Origin of the sequence: Rhodococcus sp. 05-2254-5 (genome assembly GCF_002258575.1) — a bacterium.
Classification (GTDB): Bacteria; Actinomycetota; Actinomycetes; order Mycobacteriales; family Mycobacteriaceae; genus Rhodococcoides; species Rhodococcoides fascians.
This window is the reverse complement of record NZ_NOZG01000007.1, coordinates 778,024-800,182: the sequence shown is the minus strand read 5'-3', so window position 1 is coordinate 800,182 and position 22,159 is coordinate 778,024. Positions and strand designations below refer to the sequence as shown.

Sequence of the window (22,159 nt, the reverse complement as noted above, 5' to 3'; positions counted from 1 at the left end):
TGGAAGTTCGTAGCAGGGGTCGAAGTTCCACTCACATGGGCACTCAGGAGGAACCGAAGATCGGGCCCACCGGGATGTCACGCTCGAAGGTGAGGCGATCGAATTCGTTGCCGTATTCGTCGATCGCTCCGATGGACATCGTGCTGGCCTTGATACCCGGAATACCCGGCACCACATCGACTCTCACGAACGAGTAGTTCAGGAATCTCACGCGCGACCAGGTGACCGACTCCGCCGACTTGCTGCCGTCGGGTGCCCAGACATAGCTGTTCGGAACAGCCGTGTCCGGCAACTCGTGGCCCCGGTAGCTGACGCCCTCGCCATCCTGGAACGTGTAACGCGGACGGCCACCCCCGCCGACGGTGTAATACACGGTGCCGTCGGTCTTTCCGCGAACCGTGGCGTTGTCGCCGGCGACCCGCGTCGCACGGTTGGAGCGGATCGGATCGGTGCGCTCGAACACGTGGTTGTGCGCCTGGAGCACCACGTCGACCTCGTACTTGTCGAACAGCGATACCCACGCGTCACGTACGCCGCCGTCGCTCGCGTGCGTCGACGTGGTCGAGTAGGCGCAGTGATGAAAGAAGCAGACGATGAAGTCGATGTTCGGGTCTGCCCGATACTTGGCGAGAGTCTGCTCCACCCAGGTGTTCTGGGCTCCGCCGCTGTAGCCGGTGTTGGCCTTGATCTCGTAACTGACGTCGTTGGCGTCGAGCGAGAGCACCGCAGTGTTGCCGTACACGAACGAATACGCCGACGGGCACCCCTTCGGGCCAGTGCTGGGCTGATCTAGACGTGCAGCGTGGCCGCCGTATCCGTTCGGGCTGTACAGCGCCTCCATGTCGTGATTGCCGGTGGCGAACAACCACGGTGCCGTCGACGCGCTTCCCTCGATCGCTTGGAAGTAGCCATCCCAGACGAAGGGATTGAACTTGTCGAACCCCTTCGGCGGCGTCTTGCCGTGGCCGGCGAACTGTGGTGGCAGACCGGCACCCGACGGGTCCGCGTAGGCGATATCGCCGGCAAGAATGTGGAAGTCCGGACGCGACGCCTCGATCTGGCGATTGATGTTGCGCGCGTGCTTGACCGACGGTTCGTTGTCGGCCTTGTAGTACAGGTCGTCGTAGTCGCCGGCCACCAGACCCGCTGGCTGCGACGGAGTTTCGTCGACGCCCTGGTCCCCCATCATGGTGAAGCGGAACGGAGCGATGCGTCCGGTCGGCAGCGCCGGAGATGCACTGCGAATGTCGCTGACGAAACCGTCTGCGGTACGCCATCGGTAATAGTGCGGCAGCTTGGGCGTCAGATCGTCGACGGGCACGTGCACGTAGTACTGCTCGGCCGACAGAATGCCGCCATCGGTCTGCGGAACTTGGCTGACGAGGTTGCGCACCTCGGCAGAGGTCGTCGCTCCCAATGCAGGCGTCGGGCCGTGATCGAGGAAGACACCGGTTAGGCCGGGATTACGGGAAAGCTGAGCGGAGAATCGCAACTGCGTCGCCGGGTCGTTGCCGAAGCCCATGTGTCGACCGGCCACCGCCAGCGGCGCGTCCTGCGCATAGGCGGTACGCGCGAACACCGAATTCCCGACGCCCACCGCGGCTGCCGTCGCTGCGGCACCGACCAGAAAGTTGCGTCGACTCACCGGGTGCCGCCGCAGGAACGACCGATGCCAGTCGTGCTGCTCGGCCATCGTCATGTTCTCGGCGAGCGTCCCCGAAATACCGATCGCGACGGTCTCGCCTGCGGGATTGAGCGTCATGAATCGATGGTGACCGTGAAGGCCCCTCGGGCGCTGAACGGAACGGAGCACTTCAGGTGAACAAGTGGAGAACACCGATGCACAACGGGACGAACGTGGACAATCCCGTCGGGGAGGGAAGCCCCGCGCCGGCCATCGAGCGGTGGTGCGGGTATCGGGGCCGACCTCGGAAAAAGATTGGGCGAAACACAAGCAATCGAGCGCATGTCGGTGTGCTCGCCCAACCGAAACAGACATACGCGGCCTCGAACACGTCCAGTTCGGGGCCAACTGCCCCGCCGCCCGCGAGATCCGCTGTTACTCTGATCACGAAACTTGAGGTCAGCGCCCGTTGGCTGAAGTTCGACGTGAGTTATACACCTCCGGTGATTGCACGCGCCCCTGTGGCTGCAGCCAGTCAACGGGAGCCAACAGTTGAAAACCGAGGAGAAGTCATGCTGAAGAAGTCGTTGACCGTAGCTGCACTGTCCATTGCCTGTGCGGTCGGATTCGCCCCGCTGGCGCAGGCCGCCGACGTGCCCGATTTCAAGGACAAGATCGAGGGCAAGTCGATCTCCGCCGCGCGAGCAATCATCAAGGACAGCGGCAACCTGATGCTGATCAAGCGCGATGGACCCATCAACGGGTGCGACGACGCAGATCGCACAGCGACGGCCCTGCGCTCGGTGTACTTCGCACCTATCGACCGCAGCAACGTGACCATCACCTTCTCGTGCCCTGAAGAGGAGTGAGTCTTCTCCTCCCCTGAACGACACGCAGGACGCGCATCGAGAGTGATCTCGGTGCGCGTCCTTCGTCGTTCAACAGGTTCAGGCCCGGATCCGTCAGGTCCCCTTGACGTTGAGAATCTGGCGTAGCTCGTGCTCGACGCTCACCAGGTCGCGGGCGTCCTCCATCACGACATCGATGGACTTGTAGGCGTCGGGAATCTCGTCGATGAAGTCGGCACTGTCGCGAAACTCGATCCCCTTCATCCGCTCCTGCAGGTTCTCTTGGGTGAACCGCTTCCTGGCCTCGGTCCGAGAGAACTGTCGACCGGCACCGTGGGGTGCCGAGCACAGGCCGGCCTTGGAACCCTTTCCGACCACCACGTACGAGCGCGTTCCCATTGATCCGGGAATGATCGCCTTCACACCCTCGTGTGCGTCCACTGCACCTTTACGGGTGAGCCACACGTCCTTGTGCGCGTGCGTTTCCTTCACCGTGTAGTTGTGGTGGCAATTGATCCGCTCGACCTCGCGGTGGTTGTCAGTTCCCATCCAATCGGCGAACACCGCGCCGAACCGGTCCATCATCTCGGCCCGGTTCAGGTACGCGAACCGCTGCGCCCACTTCAGATCTCTGATGTACTGCCCGAATTCACGGGAGCTCTCGGGGAGGTACGCCAAGTCTTTGTTCGGCAACGAGATCCACCACTGCGCACACAGACGCTGCGCAATCCCGATGTGCTTCTTCGCGATCTTGTTGCCGACGCCCCTCGACCCACTGTGCAGAAACAGCCACACTCGATCGGTCTCGTCGAGGCACAACTCGGCAAAGTGATTGCCGCCGCCTAACGAACCGAGCTGCTCCCGCCACTGAGGTGAGTGGTTCAGCTCTACACCGTCCCTGACCGCCAACTCCTCGAGTTCGAGCAGCTTTGGCGCAGTGAACTGCCATCGATCGACACCGACGTTGTAGTTGCCGGGCGAGAGGGGGATGCTGGCCTCGATGGCGAGTCGCAAATCCTTCAGGTTCCGTCCGTCGAGGTCATCGAGGGTGAATCCTGTTCGGACACCAATCATTCCGCAGCCGATGTCGACACCGACGGCGGCGGGAATCACGGCACCCAACGTCGGAATGACTGTTCCTACAGCACTTCCCATTCCACTGTGTGCGTCGGGCATCAGAGCAACGTGCGGATGCACGAACGGCATCGATGCTGTTTCGCGAGCCTGCTCGAGCGTCTTGTCTTCGAGCTGTGACGCCCAATTGAGCAGCCGTAAGCCCACCTTGTTCGGGGGCATGATGTTCCTTCCTGCCCCCTCGACGAGAGAGAGCTATTCGATGGGTCGCTGTTTGCCGGTGAGAGCAGCACACAGCTCGGATGAATATGCGCGCAGCACAATGCTCGGACGGACTCTCGTGTCGAGAGCCGCGCAGGGCAGACAAGTGGCGCGCATGGCGATGACCCTATCGAGCTGAAAGTCTCCGACGCGAGCTAATTAATTCGAACGCGAGGATGGCAGACAGGACAGAATGCACAGAAGTGCGCCGCTCGGACGGGATCCCGTCGATGTGCGTCGCATTTGTGCATTCCTGCCCAGAACGCAGAGCGGAATTTACACTCCCCCACCGAATGCGAGTCCAAGTAAGTACGTCGCCCCGGCCGCGCCGTATCCGATGGCGAGTTGGCGCAGTGCACGTTTGACGGGCGGGCCGCCGCTGAGCAGTCCGACGATCAGGCCCGTACAGATCAGCGCCAGTCCGACGAGCACTGCTGCAACGGCAAGGGCCACATAGCCTTCGAGACCGAACAGGTACGGCAACACCGGGATGACCGCACCCGAGGCGAAGAAGCAGAAGCTCGCTGCGGCGGCACCGAGTCCGGTTCCGATGGATTCGTGCTCGTCGATGTCAGTGGCCGGTTCTTCGACGGCGGGGAGCAGTCGGATGATGTCCGCGGCTTTCGCGTCGGCTTCCTCGTGGGTCATTCCGCGAGCGCGGTAGACGAGTGCGAGTTCGTTGGCGTCGACGTCGAGGTGTTGAACGGCCTCATTCGCTGCGCTGTCGGGCGACGATGCCTCGAGCAGTTCGCGTTGTGAGCGCACCGAGACGTATTCGCCTGCTCCCATCGACAGCGCACCGGCAAGCAGGCCGGCGAGTCCGGTGACCAACACGATCTGGTTGGACACTCCGGATCCGCTGATGCCGAGCACCAGGGCGAGGTTGCTGACCAATCCGTCGTTGGCACCGAACACCGCGGCCCGGAAGGTTCCCGAGAGTCGATTTCGGCCACGGGCAGCCAGTGCCCGGATCACCTCGGCGTGAATTTGCTCGTCGGCCGTCATTGCGTCCGTTGCGTCGGCGTCGGTCGCGTAGGGCGAGCGGGTCTCGGCGCGTTGCGCGAGGGCGAGCACGAACACCGATCCGAAGCGGCGCGCCAGCACGCCGAGGATCCGGGTACGAATGTCGCCTTTGAGTGGCATCCCGACGCGATCGCCGAGCAGATTGCGCCAATGCTGTTCGTGGCGGCCTTCCGCGTCGGCCAACTCGAGCAGAATGTCGCGTTCCTCACCGCTGCGCCTACCCGCCAGGTCGCGATAGACGGCGGCCTCGGCCCGCTCGTCGGCGAGGTACTGCCGCCATCGCTTGACGTCCTTCGACGAGGGTTCCGTTCCGTCCATCGAGCAAACGTACCGGGCTCCGCCCTCGTGCGCGTTGTGCGTACCTGGAAGGGCGCACAACGCGCACGAGCGGGGGGTCAGCTCGGGTCGTACACCCCGGCCTGGACCGCTTTGACCAACCTGCGCGGCACTCGGAACTCGCGGCCCTGAAAACGCACGGTCACCAGATCTGGGGCGACGGCCTTCCACTGTGCCCGTCGGCTACGCGTGTTGGAACGCGACATCTTTCTCTTCGGAACAGCCATGTCTCACGCCTCCTTTCGGCTTCGACGGCCGTAGCGCTTCTCGAACTTCTCGACGCGCCCCTGGGTGTCCATGACGCGTGTCGCCCCGGTCCAGAAGGGATGCGATTCGGACGAGACGTCGACGACGATCAGGGGGTAGGTGTTGCCGTCTTCCCACTCGGTCTCGCGGGCGGACGTGACGGTGGATCGAGTGAGGAACTTGTTCCCGGTGCTCGAGTCCTGGAACACCACCGGTTGGTAATCGGGGTGGATGCCTGGCTTCATTCTGTTGCCTCTCGTGACTGGTCTGCGTACGGGGATTCGCTGCTCTCGCAGGGGTCTTCGTGCCATTGGCCGAACGGGTCGGTCCACGTGGCCCACTGAGCGGGATCGGTCATCTCGTCGTCGGACACCAACGCCCACTGCAGAGTTCGGTCGATCTCGGTGGGGTCGGCCTGATGTACCAAAATCACCAACGACGTGTCTCGATCACCGAAGTGCTCGTCCCACCGCAGCGCAGCCATCGCTCGCCTGGTGGTGTCGACGCGATCCTGTTCCACCGGAGTCATTGCCGCAAGCCACTTTCCGGCGCTCGCCACCCGTAGTCCGCCGCCCGCCGATTCGATCCACAGCGCTTCGTCGGGTTGTGTGGCCACCCATGCCCGTCCGCGAGCGGTGACGACGCCGTCGAGCAACACGTCGATGGCCTCGTGCAGTCGTTCGGGATGGAACGGCCGAGTTGCGGTGAACTCCACGAGTGCGACTCCGCAGTCGACGGACAAGGGCGGCTGGCCGCGCAACAACGGCGAGTGGGCGTCGGTGATCTCACCGCGCCGGGCATCGAAGGGAACGGACGCGAGAACTGCTGGGCCGTCGACCATCGAGTCCTGCGAAACCCAGACGACGGGTGCGTTCGGCGCCAACCGCGCGAGGACGGCCGCGAGCCTGGCGCGCTCCCACGCGTCGACGTCGGGACCTGCGGTGACGACGAGCGCGTCGGAGTAGTCCACCTGGCCTACTACCAACTGCGCGACGGTTCGATCGTCATCCCCACTCGCAACGATGCCTCGGTCGGCCAAGGTGTCGTCGCCGGTGGCGTCGGCCAACCAGGTTGCGGCGTCGAGGCAGCCGATCACGGCCTCGATACGGACGTCCCTCGAGGCCGGTCCGTCGATCTGCCCCACCACGTCGGCGACGATGACGTTGTCCACCGCCCAGCACAACGCCTCGGGCTCGAGCGCAGGGTCCAGAACGAGCACGATGCGATCGACACTGCTGCGACTCGACAGTGCGCGTAGCAGCGGCAGCAGGTCCTCGCGCAGCGTGCAGGAGACACAGCCGTGCGCCAGTTCCAAGATCGTCTCGCGCGGGTTCTCACCCAGGACGAACAACGTTCGGCGTACGACGCCCTCGGTGACGCGGCTCAGGTCGTGGCGGACTGCGACAGTTCCCGGCGCGAGCAGCGATGTCACGACAGCGTCCATGGCTCCGGTCCAGCCGGAGACGAGGACCATCGGGGTTCGATCGTCCGGTGATGTGTTCACGAGCGCCTTTCTTCTCGACAACGATTGTCATTCTCTGAGGATGCACGCTACATTCGCTTGAACGCTTTGTCGAAAACGATTGTCATAACGGCAAGAAAGGAGTGCTCATGTCAGCGCACTGCCAGGTCACCGGCCGCACCCCCAGCTTCGGAAAGTCGGTCTCGCACTCCCACGTGCGCACCAGCCGCAGGTGGGATCCCAACATCCAGCGCAAGACCTACTACGCCCCCAGCCTCGGACGCCGCGTCACCCTCACGCTCTCGGCCAAGGGCATCAAGACCATCGACCGCGACGGCATCGACGCCGTGGTGGCCAAGATCCGCGCACGTGGGGAGAAGATCTGATGGGCAAGAGCACCGACGTCCGCCCCATCGTCAAACTCAAGTCGACCGCGGGTACCGGCTACACCTACGTCACCCGCAAGAACCGTCGCAACGATCCCGACCGACTCGTGATGAAGAAGTACGACCCGGTCGTCCGCAAGCACGTCGATTTCCGAGAGGAGCGCTGACCGGTGGCCAAGAAATCGAAGATCGCGAAGAACGAGCAACGCAAGGTCGTCGTCGCCCGCTGGGCAACGCGTCGCGCAGAGCTCAAAGAGATCCTTCGCAAGCCCTCGAGCAGCGATTCCGAGCGCGCGGGGGCCCAGGCGGCACTGCAGCGTCTGCCACGCGATTCGAGTCCGGTACGATTGCGCAATCGTGACGCTGCGGATGGACGTCCGCGCGGTTACCTACGGAAATTCGGGCTGTCCCGCGTGAAGATGCGCGAGATGGCTCACCGCGGGGAGCTGCCAGGCGTCCACAAGTCGAGCTGGTAAGGGAAAAGGTAGAGATGGCAGTCAAGAGAGCACCGTCGAAGAAGGTCCGCGCAGAGGCGGGTCGTCGACCGAAGAAGAACCCGTTGAACGCCGCCAAGGTCACCACGGTGGACTACAAGGACATCAACCTTCTTCGTCAGTTCATTTCCGACCGCGGCAAGATCCGTAGCCGCCGGGTCACCGGGCTCACCCCGCAGCAGCAGCGCCAGGTCGCTGTCGCAGTGAAGAACGCTCGTGAAATGGCATTGCTGCCGTTCACCAGCCGCTGAATCAGCTTTCGAGAAAGGCCACGTAGCCCAGGGCTACGTGGCCTTTCTGTCGTTCCCAGCAAGAAACGAGCAGTTCTGCGATGTCCGGCGTTCTCGAAGGCTTCACCGTCATCTTCGTCGTCATCGCACTGGGCTACCTGCTCGCCCATCTGAAAATCCTCGGCGAACACGGCCAGTTCGTTCTGAGCAGACTGGTCTTCTTCGTGGCGACGCCGTCGCTGCTGTTCGTCACGTTGGCCAATTCGGACCTGTCGGTCATCCTGTCCCCCGTTCTTGCCGTCGCCGGTTCCACTGCGCTGCTCGTCGGGGCCATCTACTTCGTCATCGCGAAGCTCGCGCTGAAACGCGCCGTGCCCGACGCGACCGTCGGCGCACTCGCGAGCTCGTACGTCAATGCCGCGAACCTCGGTATCCCGATCGCCGTGTTCGTTCTGGGCGACGCCAACTTCGTCGCTCCCCTGCTGCTGTTCCAGATCATGATCTACACGCCGATCGCGGTGACCGTCCTCGACATCTCCACCAAGATCGACGAGGTCTCACTGTTCAAGACGGTCACGACGCCGTTCCGAAACCCGATCGTGCTGGCCGGGGCCGCGGGTCTCGTACTGTCGATCACCGGATTCGAGCTCCCCGAGGCGCTCATGCAGCCGTTCCAACTCGTCGGCAACCTGTCCGTTCCTGGTGCACTGCTCGCGTTCGGACTGTCGCTGTACGGCGCGCGGGTACTGCAGAAGGGCATCAGCCCGCGACGGGACGTGGCTCTGGCGACCCTGTTCAAGATGGCGCTTCAGCCCCTGCTCGGGTATCTGATGGCCCGATTCGTCTTCGGCCTCGACGGGCACGACCTGTTCGCCATCGTCGTCGTCTCGGCACTGCCCACGGCGCAGAACGTCTTCGTCTTCGCGAGCCGTTACCAGCGAGGGGTCGTTCTGGCCCGCGACACGGCATTCGTCACGACCCTGGTCTCGATTCCCGTCATCGCACTCGTCACGGTGCTGCTGGCATGAAACGAACACAAAGGTTCTCCTCAGCTCCCAGCGCTACTTTGGGTTCATGAGGTTTCTCGCTGCAGGTGTCATGCTGTGCCTGCTCTTGGCCGGCTGCAGCACCGCCGCCGGTGACGACGACGAGACGACACCGACAACGAACTCCACCACCCCCATCGGGTTCGTCCAGCAACCCAGCGCGCCGCCCGTCCCCCACGAGGTTCCCGTCGGCGACGTCGGCACGATGTTCGAGTCGACCCCTGATCTGATCCGCGCGACGACCACTCCGTTCGAGTCGTGGAGCCAGGTCTCCCCCAACACCATCGCGGTGCACTTCGTCACCGGCACGCCCGAGTGCTACGGAGCCGACGCGACGGTGACCGAGACCGATACGGCCGTCACGATCGAACTGCGTACCGGGACCAGACCGGACGCCGAGGACAAGTCCTGCATCATGGTTGCCGTCTACGCCACCATGCAGATCACGCTGGCGTCGCCGCTGGGTCATCGCGCAATCCTGAATGCGGCCTGACCCGGTCGCCGGTAATGTCCGACCGGTGAGCGACCAACTACCCGACCGAAATCGAAGTACGGTGCGCGCTGCCGATGCCGATCGCAACCTCGTGGCACAGCTGCTGAGCGACGCGTTCGCCAACGGTCAACTGACCGTCACCGAGTACGACGAGCGAACGGCCGCGGCGTACCGAGCGAAGACCTACGGCGACTTGGACCTGTTGACCGACGATCTGGCCCTCACCCCACCTCCGCAAACGACGCACACCGGTGCGCCTCAGACCGATCGGGCCATCGCGATCATGAGCGGATCGGTTCGCAAAGGCGAATGGACCGTCGCCGCACGCATCGACGCGCTCGCTTTCTGGGGCGGAGTGCAACTCGACCTACGCCGAGCGACGTTCTCGGCCCAGGAAACCACGATCAACTGCGTCGCGATCATGGGCGGCATCGAGATCACCGTGCCGCCCGGCATCGGCGTCGAGGTCCGCGGCACGGGAATCATGGGCGGATTCGAGCACGTCAGCGCCACGCACCCCGGTGCGCCCCGAGTGGTCATCACCGGACTCGCCTTCTGGGGCGGAGTCTCGGTGGACATCAAGGCAGCTGAGAAGTGACTACGATCGCCGACGCTTGAGGTAGTCGCTCACCACCGCAGCACCCAATCCGTCCAGATCCGGCGCGATGACCCTGCCACCGACCCGCTCGGCCATCTTGTCCACCACCCGGGCCAGACCGGGATCGTCGCCGAGACGGAAAATCGTCACCTGCGCACCGAGTTTCGCGACGGTATCGAGCTCACGCACCGTCAACCCCAACGTCTTCGACGACGGCGGATAATCGAAATACGCATGACCGTCCGGCTCGAGATGAGCCGTCGGTTCACCGTCTGTGACGATCAAGACCACCGGCTGTGCATTGGGATGACGACGCAGATGCCGCACTGCGAGCATCAACGCGTGATGCAGATTGGTGCCCTGATCGTAGGCACCGTCCAGGCCGGCGAGCTCCGAGGCCGTCAAAGTCTGTGCATGCCTGCCGAATCCGATCAGCTGCAGATCGTCCCCGCGGAATCGAGTGCTCACCAGATGATTCAGAGCCAGTGCGGTGCGCTTCATCGGCACCCAGCGGCCGTCCATCACCATCGAGAACGACGTGTCGACCAACAACGCCACTGCAGCCTGCGTCCGGGTTTCGGTCTCGCTGATCTCCACATCCGTCACCTGTAGCTGCACCGGAAAGCCCGATCCCTGTGCAGCCGTACGCAAGACGGCATTGTTGACCGTGCGGGTCACGTCCCACGGTTCGGTGTCGCCGAATTCCCAGGTGCGCGACGCTCCCGTCGGCTCACCCATCGCGCCGGCCTTACGAGTATCTCGCTCGCCGCCGCGTCGAGACAGCTTTCCAGCGACATCCTTCAACGCCGACTGCCCCAGCTGACGCATGGCCTTGGGCGACAGACGCCACTGACCGTCGGCACCCTTGTCCATGAAACCCTGCTGTTGCAGCGCCTTTTCGAGCTCCGAGAGCATCCGGGCGTCGGCAGCAGCCTCCGGTCCGAGCTGTTTCAGCAGGGCATCGGCGTCGATATCGTCCAGTGCCGCCCCGTTGTACTGCTGCGAGAGCTGATTGCCCAGATTCTCGAGATCGGCAATGTCCTGCAGTGCCCCGGTACCGTCACCGAGGCCCATTCCGTTCTCGCCGCGGAAGTTCTGCGAACCGTCCCAATCCTCACCGGGCCGGGCCTGCTGCAGATTCTGATCCAGTTGATCGAGCTGATTCAGCAGGTTCGAATCACCGAAGGCCTGCTGGGCCAACGCATCCAACTCGGCTCGCTGCTCGGGAGTCAGAGAGTTCCGTAGTCGCTGCGCGGCGGCAGCCCTTTCCGCCAGTGAATCGAGTAGCTCGTCGACATTCTTCGGATTCTCCGGAAAATGCTGACCGTGCTTGTTCATGAACTCGTCGAACTGCTCGTCGGTGTTCTCGCCCTTGTTGTGGGCGTCGAGCAGTTCGTTGAGGTCCTTCAGCATCTCGCTGATGGCCTGGCGATCCTGCTCGGTGGCACCTTCGAGAGCCTGCTTCATGCCGGCGAATCGCTGATCGAGCATCTCGCGGCCGAGCAGATCCTTGATCTTCTCGTAGTTCTCGCGCCCCTCCGACGAACGCCAGTCGTAATCCGAGAGCTCCTGCACCGCTTGGGCGGTGGACGGAGACAGATCGCCGATCTGCATCTCCTGGAACCGCGCATCGTCGTCGAGGGCACGCGCCAACGCCTTACGCTCCTCGAGCACCGCCTTGTCCAGCAGCTCACGCACTTCCTGCAGCGTGCCGTCGAGGTTGTTCTGCTTCAACAGATCTCGGCGACGCTTGGCAGCCTGGGCCGCGAGGTCGTCGAGCCCGCGCATGTTCTTCGTTCCGCGCCGCAGCATCTCCTGCAACGCCCGGCGAGGCGACGCCCCCTCGAGGACGTCCTCGCCGATCGCATCCAACGCCTCCCGCAGATCGACGGGAGGAGCCAGTGGATCCGGGCCCTCGTGATAGCGCCCGTACCTGGAGCGACGCATCAGCTGTACACCGTCTGGCCGTCGTCGTCGGGATCCTTCGAGATCCGCCGCGCGAGGTAGAGACCTTCGAGTGCCAGTTCGACGGCGGCTGCTTTCTCGCCGTCCGAGGTCGCGTTCAACCGCTCGGTGATGTCGCCGATCACGGCCACGTCGGGCAGCTCGTCGAGCAGAGCCTTTGCGGTGATGCGATCGCCGGTGACGATCGGGTCGCCGGTCTCCACGGCCGTCACCAACGCCGCGAGGTTCAGGCCGCCCAGGTGTGCCCGGACGGTATCGGCCGTCGCGCGTCGCAGCATGTGTTCGAGGACCTCGATTTCGCGGCCTTCTTCGCCCGACTCGAACTCGACCTTGCCGCGCAGCACCTCGATGATCGTTCCCAGGTCCACCGGCCGCGCTACCGCGTCCGCTTCGCCGAGTATCGCGGCGCGGTGAACCGCTGCGGCAGCGATCGTTTCGGCAGCGGCGATCGCGAATCGTGCCGAGACGCCGGAGCGCTGGTCGACCGACGGCGATTCGCGCAGCAGTCGAGTGAATCGAGCGAGCACCTCGAGCAGGTATGCCGGGACCTCGGCCTGCAGGTCCGCTTCCTGATCGATGACGGCTACCTCGTCGTCCAGCTCGAGCGGGTAGTGCGTCCTGATCTCGGCACCGAAGCGGTCCTTGAGCGGAGTGATGATGCGTCCGCGATTGGTGTAGTCCTCGGGGTTGGCACTCGCCACCAACATGACGTCGAGCGGGAGCCGCAGGGTGTAGCCGCGAACCTGAATGTCGCGCTCCTCCATGACGTTGAGCAGCGACACCTGGATGCGCTCCGCGAGGTCGGGAAGCTCGTTGATCGCCACGATGCCGCGGTGGCTCCGCGGAACGAGACCGAAGTGAATGGTCTCCGGGTCGCCCAAGCTGCGGCCCTCCGCGACCTTCACCGGATCGACATCGCCGACGAGGTCGGCCACCGAGGTATCCGGGGTCGCGAGCTTCTCGGCGTACCGCTCGCTGCGGTGCCGCCACTCGATGGGCAGGTCGTCGCCTCGTTCCTTCGCTCTACGAATGCTCGCAGGGGTGATGGGCTCGTACGGATGCTCGCCCAGTTCGGCACCGGCGATCACCGGCACCCACTCGTCGAGCAGCAGATTGAGGGTACGCAGCAGACGCGTCTTGCCCTGCCCACGCTCACCCAGCAGAACGACGTCATGACCGGCCAGAATCGCGCGCTCGAATTGCGGCAGCACCGTCGACCCGAAGCCGACGATCCCCGGCCACGGATCTTCGCCGTCACGCAATGCTTTCAAAAGATTTTCGCGGAGCTCTTCCTTGATCGACCGCTGCCGATGTCCGGATGCCTTGAGTTCGCCGAGAGTGGAGATGCCAGGTTTGGTGGAGGTCACTTCTCCACGCTACGAGCGTTTGACGATTGCTGCCATCTAGTGGTCCGTTGTGGTTCCGCCGAGTTCGCACTTATGCCACCCGAACTGGACAAATGCCCTGCACAACTGCGATCTCGCTAGACCGGTGCTCCTGCCTCACGGAGCTTGGCCCGAACTCGGCGGACCACTTCGTCGGGACGACGGCGGAGTTGTTCGGAATTGACTCGAACGATATGCCAATCGCACCGCTGCAGGTCCTCGTACCGCTCGATGTCTCGAGTTCGCTGACGCTCGTCGAGCCAGTGCTGCACCCCCTCGTATTCCACCCCGACACGCCACCTCTCCCACCCCATGTCGATCCGCGCAACAAATCGACCACGCGCATCTCGAATGTCGATCTGGGTGGTGGGTTTCGGAAGTCCAGCATCGATCAACAACAGTCGGGTGCGCGTCTCCTGAGGCGATTCCGCACCTCCGTCCACCCGACCGAGGGCGTCGAGCAGCACCCGGATACCCCGACACCCCGGACGCAGTGACGCGAATGCACTCACCGCATCCAGCTCGAGGCCGGTCGCGGCCATGAGTGAATCGAGGAAGATCACGGACTGCGGTGGCGGAACCCATCGCCCGATATCGAACGCGGTTCGTACCGGGTTGGTCACCGCCACCCCGCCGACAACGAGCACATCGCCAGGCTCGATCGAATCGCGCCGGAGGATCAGCCCTGGGAATGAATGTGATTTTTCCAGCGCAAGCACAGTGGGTGGCACCGAGGCGTCGACCCATCGCGCGCCATGTATAGCGGCCGCCGAAGTACCCGCGACAATTGCGCTGTTGCCGACGCACACAGATGCCGCCACAGCCAGGGTCCGCGCATCCAGGGTGGTTCCCGTGGGCACATACGTGTCACGGAACACTCGTACATTGTCGCGGCTCAGTCGGTGACGGCTCAACGAACCGGACTGCACTGCAACCGACCCACGAAACGGTCCTGACTCGATCCCCATCGCTCAACCCTGGCAGGGTCGAGCCCCTCGAAACGGCCAGCAGCGCGATCTGTGGACAACTATTCGGTCATCCACAGATCGCCGAGATCGCAGTTATGCGAGCGGAAATGGTGTAAAAGGCTGCACAACTGCGATCTCGACGGAGCAGCTAGTGGGCGAAGTGCCGCGAACCCGTGAGATACAGCGTCACGCCCGCGTCCTGTGCAGCAGCGATCACTTCGTTGTCGCGGACCGAACCACCGGGCTGCACAACGGCTTTGACGCCCGCGGTCATGAGGACCTGCAAGCCGTCGGGGAACGGGAAGAAGGCATCGGAGGACGCGACCGAACCGACGACGCGATCCCCGGCACGCTGGACTGCGAGGTGGGCGGCGTCGACGCGGTTGACCTGGCCCATTCCGACGCCGACCGACGCGCCGTCGTGGGCGAGCAGAATTGCGTTGGACTTGACGGCTCGTCCTGCGCGCCAAGCGAATTCGAGATCCTTGAGGGTCTGCTCGTCGGCGGGTTCGCCGGCGGCCAGGGTCCAGTTGGCCGGATCGTCGCCGTCGGCGTCGATGACGTCTCTCTGCTGCAGCAGTGCCCCGCCGGAGATCGGCTTGAGTTCGACGCCCGACGTGGGCGGCGCTTCTGCGAGCAGAACTCGAATGTTCTTCTTGCGCTGCAGCACTCCCAGCGCGCCGTCGGCGTAGGAGGGCGCGATGATGACCTCGGTGAAGATCTCGGCGACCTGCTCGGCCATTTCGACGGTGACCTCACGGTTGGCCGCTATGACGCCGCCGTAGGCGCTCACCGGATCGCACGCATGCGCCTTTCGGTGCGCCTCGGCGATGTCGGTGCCGACGGCGATTCCGCACGGGTTGGCGTGCTTGATGATCGCGACGGTGGGCTCCGAGTGATCGAACGCTGCCCGCCAGGCCGCATCCGAATCGGTGAAGTTGTTGTACGACATCTCTTTTCCGTGCAGCTGCTCGGCCTGAGCGATACCGGCAGCAGCGGAGGAGTCGACGTACAGGGCAGCCTTCTGGTGCGGGTTCTCGCCGTACCGAAGTACTGCGGAGCGGTCCCAGGTGCCACCGATCCACTCGGGAAACACGGTCTCGGTGTCGGGGGTCAGGACGCTCGACATCCACGACGCCACTGCGACGTCGTACGCCGCGGTGTGCTGAAATGCCTGCGCGGCAAGAGATGTGCGCTCGGCGAGCGTGAATCCACCACCGGAGACAGCGGAGAGTACGTCGTCGTACCGGCTCGGGTCGACGACAACCGCGACCGACGGGTGATTCTTGGCCGCGGCGCGCACCATCGAGGGGCCACCGATATCGATCTGCTCGACGCATTCGTCGGGTGTTGCACCGCTGGCGACGGTCTCGGTGAACGGGTACAGGTTCACCACGACGAGCTCGAACGCCTCGATGCCCAGCTCGTCCAGCTGAGCCAGGTGCTCGGGCTTGCGGGTGTCGGCAAGGACCCCGGCATGGACGCGAGGATGCAGCGTCTTGACGCGGCCCTCGAGGGTTTCGGGGAATCCGGTGAGGTCCTCGACCTTGGTGACCGGGATTCCGGCGTCGGCGATCTTGCTCGCCGTCGATCCGGTGGACACCAGAGCGACGCCCGCGGCATGCAAACCGGTCGCAAGTTCGATCAGTCCGGTCTTGTCGTAGACACTGACCAGTGCGCGGCGCACCGCTTTACGTTCACTCATCGGATTATCTGAGCCTTTCGTCCATCGGAGGTGACACCTTTGGCTGCGACCGCTGCGATCACGTCGACCAGCAACCGTCGTTCCACAGTCTTGATGCGTTCGTGCAATGCCGCTTCGTCGTCGCCGTCGAGAACGGGCACGGCTTCCTGAGCCAGGATCGGCCCGGTGTCGACGCCGGAATCGACCAGATGCACCGTCGAACCGGTCAGTTTGACGCCGTGGTCCAGCGCGTCCCGAACGGCGTGCGCACCCGGGAACGACGGCAACAGCGCGGGGTGCGTGTTGACGATCCGGCCGGCGAACGCGTCGAGAAATCGAGGGCCGAGGATCTTCATGAACCCTGCGGTGACGATCAGATCGGGCTCGAACCCCAGGGCAGCGTCGGTGAGCGCCGCATCCCAGGCCGACCGATCGGCGAAGTCCCGCAAGCCGATACGAAAATGTGGGATCGCGGCATCGTCGGCATGACGAGCGGCCGCGCACTCTCGATCGACTCCGACGGCCACGATGCGCGCCGGGTAGTCCTCGGCAGTTGTCGCGGCGACGAGCGACTGCAGGAGCGAGCCGGTCCCCGACGCGAGGACGACGACCCGCGCGGGTGTCTCACGCAAGGCAGTCAGCGCACTACTCCTGAGGTATCGAGGGGATCGTTCGAGCCAGCAGAAAGCCTAGTCGCTCCGACCCGCGCCCCTACCGGGCAGGTCCGTCCTCCGCAGTGCTCGACGCGTCGTCCTGGGCCGGGGGCGGAGCGACGATCTCGGCCTCGAGCGGTTCCTCGGATTCGGCGTCTGCCGCGATCGGATCGTCTGCTTCCACTGTCGCGACCGGCTTCTCGTCGACGACCTCGGCCTCGACGACGGTGTCCGCGACAGCCTCGTCCGGTTCCGACGCAGGCGCTCGAATGGCCAGTTCTACTGCGGGCACGGTCGCCGGCACGGGCTGCTCGGTACCGGATCGGTCGTGGGGTTCGTGGTCGGGTTCCGGGTCTGCTCGACGCCACACGACGAGGGCGGCCGAGGCGGATCCGACGACGCCGAGCCAGGCGAAGGTCAACAGTGCGAAGCTCCACACGGTTACTTCGACTGTGCCGAACGTGCCGAGGTTGCCGCCTGCGGCGTAGCCGAACACCGCGGCGAGGGCACCGATGACGGCGGCTACCGCCCACACCGAGGAGACCGCGACCTGGACGTCCACGCTTCGGATCGCGCAGTCGCGTCCCAGGAGTAGCCCGGCTGCGATGGGAACGACTAGCAGGACGATCCCGATCGTCTGCGCGGATCCTTCGGGGAGGACGGCGAGGATCGGGAGCGGTGGGAGCGGCCCGCCGGTCGTCGAGAACAGGCTGACCGTTGCGTCTCCGAAGCTCGCCGAGGACCCCGTCGCGACGGCGAGGGCACCGAGGACGATGTTCGGCAGGTACAGCACCGACAGCACGGTCAGTCCCAGCATGCCGACGAGGGTGCGTCCGTTGTCGAGCAGTGAACCGGCGGTGTCCCAGGAGGCGAGCAGAGCCAACAGCACGATGGCGGCGCCGCCGGCCATCAGCACCGAAACGGACCGCACGAGCGGCGCGACGAGTGCGCGTACCCAGTCTGGAAGGTGTCGATCGATCACCAGAGTGTCCCAGCGAGCCAGGACCAAGCCGGTGCCCGACGCCGCTGCGTGTACTCCGGCCACCCACGAGAAGGCGACGAGTGCGTTGGGGCTCGACAGTCCGATAACCGTCGACGCATCCTTGGCGACGGCCAGAGCGATGGCCGTGACGGCGAGGGGTCCGGCCATCGACGCGGCGAACACCCACCTGACCATGCGACGGTCGGTGGTCTCGTCCACCGCGTGGTGAACCGTGCGTGCGACGGACCAGGCGACGACGAGGGTGGGAAGCATCGGGGCGACGCCCATCGACGTGCCACCGATACTCAGCGGCACCAGGTGCACCGCGAACCAGGAACCGGCGATGGCACCGAGGGTTCCGGTGAGATCGCTGTTGACCGAGACAAGGGTGATCAGGACCAGAGTCGTGGCGATGACCACCACCAACCCGGAGGTTTTGAAGGCCACGGCAGCGAGCGTTCGTGACTGATCGGGCGTAGGCCCGGTGCTCACACGGGAACTGCGTGCGGCCGCGCGTCGAGTATCTCGGTTCAATAGATCGCTCATCACTACGAGATTCGCATCAACGACGCGGCACGCCGGTCAGGCGCGCCGCGAAGTCGAGTGTGACGTGCGAAATCAGTCGCGCTTGTTGTCGTCTTCCGCGGGAGTCGCGCCGAACGATTGAGTCGGTGCGCCGTACGGCGTCGACTGTGCGCCCGACTCGGACTCGTCGGGTGTGCTCGACGGCTGACCGTAACCGGACGGCTGGCCACCGTACGGGTACTGGTTCGGCGGGTAGGCCTGCCCTGCGGGCGGACCGCTCGGACCGGTGTACGGCGGCGGCGAGTAGCCACCCTGCGATCCGGTGTTGGGCGCAGGCTGATTGCCGTACGGCGACTGTGCGCCGGGACCGTAGGAATGCTGTCCGGACGTCTGTCCACTCGGCGCTTGCCCGAAGTTCGACGAGCCCGCTGTGTTCGACGGGGCCTGACCGTAGGCCGGCGGGTTGCTGTAATTCTGCGGTCCGGACGGTCCACCGAACGACGTCGTCGGCGCGTTGTACGGATTCTGCTGGCCGTAACCGGACTGCTGACTCTGGTTCCCGAAGCCGGACTGCTTGGGTGCCGGGGCCTTGACGATGCCTGCATCGAGCAGCAGCGCAACCACAGCGGCCGCTGCCTGCACGAAGCCCAACACGAGTACCAGGATCGCGCCGATTCCGAGCGAACTGCTGGTGCTGGCGAACTCGTTGCCCTCGGCACTGGGCAGGCTGAACGATTGGAAGACCAGCACCAGGAATCCGGCGATGGCCAGTGCCGCGATCACGGCCTGGTTCCGGGCATCCTTCTGCAGCAGCGACGCACCTGCGATCAGACCGGCGGCGAGCAGAAACGCGATCGACGCCGCACTTCCGCCGGACTCGAAGAAGTTGGTGCTGAACGAGGTCTGGATGCCGCTGGGCAGTTGCTCGGACGACGACACTTCGGCGGTGACGAAATCGAGCAGGCCGAGCAGGAAGTTGACGATACCGAGACCGAGCACCGCGAAGGTCAGAATCCTCGGCAGACTTGCCAGCCCGGCACCGGACGGCTTCGTCGAGCGCCCGGACGTGCCCGGCGCGGACCCGCTCGGTGCGGAGGTTCCTGGCACGGGCGGGCCGAACGGGTTGGATACCGACGGCTGGTGGAACGGCTGGTTCTGACCCGACTGGGGGTAGGCACCGGACGACGGCTGATTCGGCTGATTGGGCGTGGACTGATTCGGCGTGGACGGGGGGCCGTAGGACGGTCCGCCTCCGCCGTAGCCACCAGAGTTGGAGCCCCCGTTGTCAGGGCTGCCGGGCGAGTAGGTCATCGCGTCTCCTCATCCTGATAGTGCCGTACCCAGGTCGGTCGGGTCCGAGATCTCACGCTACTGCACGGACCCGACCGCTCGAGGAACTCCAGGTCAGTGGGACGTGACCAACTCGTGGTCGTTCGATTCGGCCGCTTCGAGCTCCCGCACCAGCGGCAGCACCTTCGCTCCGAAGTATTCGATTTCCTCCTGAAAGTGCAGGAAGCCACCGAGAACGAGGTCGACGCCGAGGCGTCGGTAGGCGACGATGCGTTCGGCAACCTGCTCCGGGGTGCCGATCAACTGCGTCTTGAACCCGTCGTTGTACTGAACGAGGTCCTCGAACGTCGAGTCGGCCCACATCCCCTTCTTGTCGGCCGTCGAATTGCCCGCCTGCTGCACCGCACCTCTGAAACCCTCGACGGCAGGCTTGTTGGCCTTGTCGATGATCTCTCGCAACGTATCTCGCGCTTCCTTCTCGCTGTCTCGCGCGATGATGAATCCGTTGAGCCCGAACTTGACCTCACGTCGGTGATCGCGCGCGACCCGACGCAGGTTGTCGAGCTGCTCGGTGACGCCGTCGAAATCCTTGCCGTTGCTGAAGTACCAATCCGAGTACCGGCCGGCATTCTCCTGCGCAGCGGACGAGTTACCACCTTGGAAGAGTTCAGGATTGGGCCGTTCCGGGGTGTTGAGCGGTTTCGGCTTCAGCGTGAAATCGTGGATCCGATAGAAATCGCCCCGGAAATCCACGTCGTCCTCGGTCCAGATCTTGCGCAGTACCTGCAGGAATTCGGCGCTGCGACGGTATCTTTCGTCGTGCTCGAGCCACGGCTCACCGAGGTGGGTGAATTCGTCCTTGAACCAACCACTGACGACGTTGACCGCAAAACGGCCGTTCGAGAGGTGGTCTGCCGTCGCTCCCAGCTTGGCCAACACGGCAGGCTGCCAGAGCCCGGGATGCACGGCGGCAATGACTTTCAGACGTTCGGTGGCCAACAGCAACGCGAGCGAGAAACTCGTCGACTCGTGCTGGAACTCGGCCCCGTAGCTCGCCTCGTAACGGACCTGACTGAGGGCATACTCGAAGCCGTTGTTCTCGGCGGTCTGCGCCAGCTTCTTGTTGTACTCGTAGTCCCAACTGGTCCGTTGCTCGATGGTGCTGGTGACCAGGCCACCCGAGACATTGGGAACCCAGTACGCGAACTTGATTGCGTCGGCGCTCTTTTCGGTGCTCATGTGTGCGTCATCCTTCATCGGATGAATGCGCCATCCACGCACTCAGATGGCGTGGATGGCGCATTCATCCGGAAATCGGGGGTCGGATCGGGGCCGGAAATGTCGGGACTACGAGTACCAGGTGGGCTCGGGCAGCTCACCGGTGAGCACCCAGCGGCCGACTTCGCGTCGCTTGTAGGCAACCGGATCGTGCAGGGTGTGGGTACGGACGTTGCGCCAGAAGCGATCGAACCCGTACTTGCTGGCCGTGGCGCGGGCACCGAGGGCCTCGAACACGGTCGAGGTGATCTCGAGCGAGACTTCGGTGGCGCGAGCCTTGACTGCGGCCACCCGGACCTCGTGGTCACCGCGCTCCTCGGCGGTGACGTTCCACGCGTTGTCGTGAATCTCCTGGCCTTCCAACGCCACTGCGTCGGCCAGCGCTTCGACGGCCCACAGTTTGGCGGTCAGATCGCCGTAGATGTCGATGATGTACGGCTCGTCGACTGCTTTGTCCACCGTGCTGTGCAGCCACGCGCGAGTCTTGTCCTTGGTGTACGACGCGGCTTCCTCGAGAGCACCCCTCGCGATTCCGAGGTAGAAGTTGACGAACACCAACTGAATGGTCGGCACGTTGAGGGTGTTGTAGACGCGGGGCTGAAACACTTTGTCCACGAACCCCGCTGCACTTGCCCAGTCGACGCGAACCTTGTCGATCGTGACGCTGCCACTTTCGGTCTGACGCTGGCCGATGTTGTCCCAGTCGTCGTGGAAGGACAGACCCTCGATGTTCGACGGCACGATTGCGAACACGTGATCGGTACTGCCCTCGAGCGCACCTTCGAGCACGGTCACGTCCGAGACACGGCTGCCGGTGGAGAACGTCTTGGAACCGTCGAACACGATGGTGTCGCCCTCGTCGGTCACCGACACGTCGTTGTCGCGTGGATTGACGGCACCGCCGAAGAACCACTTGTTCTTCGTGGCGTCGGCCTCGACGGCCTCGATCTGCTCGGGAGTACCGACCAGACGCGCGGCCCAGAACCAGAGAAGGTGGTAGCCCAGCAGCTGACCGATCGAGCCGTCGGCCTTCGAGACGGTGCGAATCACCTGGTAGGCCGTGGGCCAATCCTGGCCGCCGCCACCGTGCTCGACGGGACCGAGCAGCGTGACGAGCCCGGCGTCCTTGAGCAACTGAACCTCTGCGGACGGAAGCTCGCGACCCTTGTCGCGGGCAACCGCGTCGACAGCGAGAAGCTGCGCGACCTCACCTGCGCGGGACACCCATCCGGCGGCAGTGGTAGGAGCGTCGGGCCAGTCCTTGGTAAGTGCACGATTTTCGGTAGTTGTCATGACGCACAGTGAAGT

23 protein-coding genes are annotated in these 22,159 nt (G+C 64.3%); 8 read left to right on the top strand and 15 right to left on the bottom strand.

Going from position 1 to position 22,159, the window contains the following annotated elements:
* Positions 1-43: 43 nt before the first annotated feature.
* Complete coding sequence (locus CH278_RS09065; RefSeq protein WP_094621662.1) at positions 44-1,762, bottom strand: metallophosphoesterase; 1,719 nt, start codon at positions 1,760-1,762, stop codon at positions 44-46.
* Positions 1,763-2,196: 434 nt separating this feature from the next.
* Here CH278_RS09065 and CH278_RS09060 point away from each other — a divergent pair, with 434 nt between their 5' ends.
* Positions 2,197-2,493, top strand: coding sequence for a hypothetical protein (locus tag CH278_RS09060; protein ID WP_032381732.1), 297 nt, complete (start codon positions 2,197-2,199; stop codon positions 2,491-2,493).
* Positions 2,494-2,586: 93 nt separating this feature from the next.
* On the opposite strand, the gene CH278_RS09055 is transcribed toward CH278_RS09060, so the two are convergent.
* From CH278_RS09055 to mrf, 5 genes are all read right to left on the bottom strand, one after another.
* A complete protein-coding gene (locus tag CH278_RS09055; protein WP_094621661.1) occupies positions 2,587-3,768 on the bottom strand; it encodes an RtcB family protein in 1,182 nt (393 codons plus the stop codon).
* Positions 3,769-4,083: 315 nt separating this feature from the next.
* A complete protein-coding gene (locus CH278_RS09050; protein ID WP_032373048.1) occupies positions 4,084-5,148 on the bottom strand; it encodes a VIT1/CCC1 transporter family protein in 1,065 nt (354 codons plus the stop codon).
* 77 nt (positions 5,149-5,225) lie between these two features.
* Positions 5,226-5,393 carry a 50S ribosomal protein L32 gene (gene rpmF / locus CH278_RS09045; RefSeq protein WP_027496033.1) on the bottom strand — a complete coding sequence of 56 codons (168 nt, stop codon included), beginning with the start codon at positions 5,391-5,393 and terminating at the stop codon, positions 5,226-5,228.
* Positions 5,394-5,396: 3 nt separating this feature from the next.
* Positions 5,397-5,657, bottom strand: coding sequence for a type B 50S ribosomal protein L31 (locus tag CH278_RS09040; RefSeq protein WP_094621660.1), 261 nt, complete (start codon positions 5,655-5,657; stop codon positions 5,397-5,399).
* Entirely contained in the window at positions 5,654-6,886 is a 1,233-nt protein-coding gene (gene mrf / locus CH278_RS09035) for a ribosome hibernation factor-recruiting GTPase MRF (protein ID WP_094621659.1), read from the bottom strand. Before mrf ends, CH278_RS09040 begins: the two co-directional genes overlap by 4 nt.
* A gap of 137 nt (positions 6,887-7,023) precedes the next feature.
* Here mrf and rpmB point away from each other — a divergent pair, with 137 nt between their 5' ends.
* The 7 genes from rpmB (at position 7,024) to CH278_RS09000 (ending at position 10,121) form a co-directional block, all read left to right on the top strand.
* A complete protein-coding gene (rpmB, locus tag CH278_RS09030) occupies positions 7,024-7,260 on the top strand; it encodes a 50S ribosomal protein L28 (RefSeq protein ID WP_032365915.1) in 237 nt (78 codons plus the stop codon).
* Entirely contained in the window at positions 7,257-7,427 is a 171-nt protein-coding gene (rpmG, locus tag CH278_RS09025; RefSeq protein ID WP_170944568.1) for a 50S ribosomal protein L33, read from the top strand. Before rpmB ends, rpmG begins: the two co-directional genes overlap by 4 nt.
* 3 nt (positions 7,428-7,430) lie before the next feature.
* A complete protein-coding gene (gene rpsN, locus CH278_RS09020; protein WP_094621658.1) occupies positions 7,431-7,736 on the top strand; it encodes a 30S ribosomal protein S14 in 306 nt (101 codons plus the stop codon).
* Between the two features lie 14 nt (positions 7,737-7,750).
* Complete coding sequence (rpsR, locus tag CH278_RS09015; RefSeq protein ID WP_008719028.1) at positions 7,751-8,005, top strand: 30S ribosomal protein S18; 255 nt, start codon at positions 7,751-7,753, stop codon at positions 8,003-8,005.
* An 80-nt stretch (positions 8,006-8,085) separates the two neighbouring features.
* Positions 8,086-9,012: an AEC family transporter gene (locus CH278_RS09010; RefSeq protein WP_032381729.1), complete on the top strand. Its 927-nt coding sequence runs from the start codon at positions 8,086-8,088 to the stop codon at positions 9,010-9,012.
* Between the two features lie 46 nt (positions 9,013-9,058).
* Complete coding sequence (locus CH278_RS09005; protein WP_027496026.1) at positions 9,059-9,523, top strand: hypothetical protein; 465 nt, start codon at positions 9,059-9,061, stop codon at positions 9,521-9,523.
* A gap of 25 nt (positions 9,524-9,548) precedes the next feature.
* Entirely contained in the window at positions 9,549-10,121 is a 573-nt protein-coding gene (locus CH278_RS09000; RefSeq protein ID WP_032371242.1) for a DUF1707 SHOCT-like domain-containing protein, read from the top strand.
* Here CH278_RS09000 and CH278_RS08995 read toward each other — a convergent pair whose 3' ends face one another.
* The 9 genes from CH278_RS08995 to CH278_RS08955 form a co-directional block, all read right to left on the bottom strand.
* Positions 10,122-12,068, bottom strand: coding sequence for a vWA domain-containing protein (locus tag CH278_RS08995; RefSeq protein WP_094621657.1), 1,947 nt, complete (start codon positions 12,066-12,068; stop codon positions 10,122-10,124).
* Positions 12,068-13,453, bottom strand: a complete 1,386-nt coding sequence (locus tag CH278_RS08990) for an ATP-binding protein (RefSeq protein WP_094621656.1) — start codon at positions 13,451-13,453, stop codon at positions 12,068-12,070. Before CH278_RS08990 ends, CH278_RS08995 begins: the two co-directional genes overlap by 1 nt.
* Before the next feature lie 116 nt (positions 13,454-13,569).
* Positions 13,570-14,118, bottom strand: a complete 549-nt coding sequence (locus CH278_RS27945) for an endonuclease domain-containing protein (RefSeq protein WP_256991750.1) — start codon at positions 14,116-14,118, stop codon at positions 13,570-13,572.
* 469 nt (positions 14,119-14,587) lie between these two features.
* Positions 14,588-16,144: a bifunctional phosphoribosylaminoimidazolecarboxamide formyltransferase/IMP cyclohydrolase gene (purH, locus tag CH278_RS08980; protein ID WP_032390807.1), complete on the bottom strand. Its 1,557-nt coding sequence runs from the start codon at positions 16,142-16,144 to the stop codon at positions 14,588-14,590.
* Positions 16,141-16,755 carry a phosphoribosylglycinamide formyltransferase gene (gene purN / locus CH278_RS08975; protein ID WP_032385691.1) on the bottom strand — a complete coding sequence of 205 codons (615 nt, stop codon included), beginning with the start codon at positions 16,753-16,755 and terminating at the stop codon, positions 16,141-16,143. Before purN ends, purH begins: the two co-directional genes overlap by 4 nt.
* A gap of 79 nt (positions 16,756-16,834) precedes the next feature.
* Entirely contained in the window at positions 16,835-18,205 is a 1,371-nt protein-coding gene (locus CH278_RS08970; RefSeq protein WP_256991751.1) for a cell division protein PerM, read from the bottom strand.
* Between the two features lie 171 nt (positions 18,206-18,376).
* Positions 18,377-19,594 carry a DUF5336 domain-containing protein gene (locus tag CH278_RS08965; RefSeq protein WP_094621653.1) on the bottom strand — a complete coding sequence of 406 codons (1,218 nt, stop codon included), beginning with the start codon at positions 19,592-19,594 and terminating at the stop codon, positions 18,377-18,379.
* Positions 19,595-19,687: 93 nt separating this feature from the next.
* Positions 19,688-20,812 (bottom strand): dimethylsulfone monooxygenase SfnG, encoded by a 1,125-nt coding sequence (gene sfnG, locus CH278_RS08960; protein ID WP_094621652.1) that lies wholly within the window; start codon positions 20,810-20,812, stop codon positions 19,688-19,690.
* 108 nt (positions 20,813-20,920) lie between these two features.
* A complete protein-coding gene (locus CH278_RS08955; protein ID WP_094621651.1) occupies positions 20,921-22,144 on the bottom strand; it encodes an acyl-CoA dehydrogenase family protein in 1,224 nt (407 codons plus the stop codon).
* Between the last annotated feature and the right edge of the window lie 15 nt (positions 22,145-22,159).

Excerpts from the sequence above, each read along its gene's own strand:
- mrf (WP_094621659.1), bottom strand. The coding sequence starts at position 6,886 with ATGGTCCTCGTCTCCGGCTGGACCGGAGCCATGGACGCTGTCGTGACA.
- CH278_RS09010 (WP_032381729.1), top strand. The coding sequence starts at position 8,086 with ATGTCCGGCGTTCTCGAAGGCTTCACCGTCATCTTCGTCGTCATCGCA.
- CH278_RS08955 (WP_094621651.1), bottom strand. The coding sequence starts at position 22,144 with ATGACAACTACCGAAAATCGTGCACTTACCAAGGACTGGCCCGACGCT.
- rpmF (WP_027496033.1), bottom strand. The coding sequence starts at position 5,393 with ATGGCTGTTCCGAAGAGAAAGATGTCGCGTTCCAACACGCGTAGCCGA.
- CH278_RS09050 (WP_032373048.1), bottom strand. The coding sequence starts at position 5,148 with ATGGACGGAACGGAACCCTCGTCGAAGGACGTCAAGCGATGGCGGCAG.
- sfnG (WP_094621652.1), bottom strand. The coding sequence starts at position 20,812 with ATGAGCACCGAAAAGAGCGCCGACGCAATCAAGTTCGCGTACTGGGTT.
- purH (WP_032390807.1), bottom strand. The coding sequence starts at position 16,144 with ATGAGTGAACGTAAAGCGGTGCGCCGCGCACTGGTCAGTGTCTACGAC.
- CH278_RS09040 (WP_094621660.1), bottom strand. The coding sequence starts at position 5,657 with ATGAAGCCAGGCATCCACCCCGATTACCAACCGGTGGTGTTCCAGGAC.
- rpsR (WP_008719028.1), top strand. The coding sequence starts at position 7,751 with ATGGCAGTCAAGAGAGCACCGTCGAAGAAGGTCCGCGCAGAGGCGGGT.
- CH278_RS09055 (WP_094621661.1), bottom strand. The coding sequence starts at position 3,768 with ATGCCCCCGAACAAGGTGGGCTTACGGCTGCTCAATTGGGCGTCACAG.
- CH278_RS08995 (WP_094621657.1), bottom strand. The coding sequence starts at position 12,068 with ATGCGTCGCTCCAGGTACGGGCGCTATCACGAGGGCCCGGATCCACTG.
- CH278_RS08965 (WP_094621653.1), bottom strand. The coding sequence starts at position 19,594 with ATGACCTACTCGCCCGGCAGCCCTGACAACGGGGGCTCCAACTCTGGT.
- rpmB (WP_032365915.1), top strand. The coding sequence starts at position 7,024 with ATGTCAGCGCACTGCCAGGTCACCGGCCGCACCCCCAGCTTCGGAAAG.
- CH278_RS09060 (WP_032381732.1), top strand. The coding sequence starts at position 2,197 with ATGCTGAAGAAGTCGTTGACCGTAGCTGCACTGTCCATTGCCTGTGCG.
- CH278_RS09065 (WP_094621662.1), bottom strand. The coding sequence starts at position 1,762 with ATGACGCTCAATCCCGCAGGCGAGACCGTCGCGATCGGTATTTCGGGG.
- CH278_RS09005 (WP_027496026.1), top strand. The coding sequence starts at position 9,059 with ATGAGGTTTCTCGCTGCAGGTGTCATGCTGTGCCTGCTCTTGGCCGGC.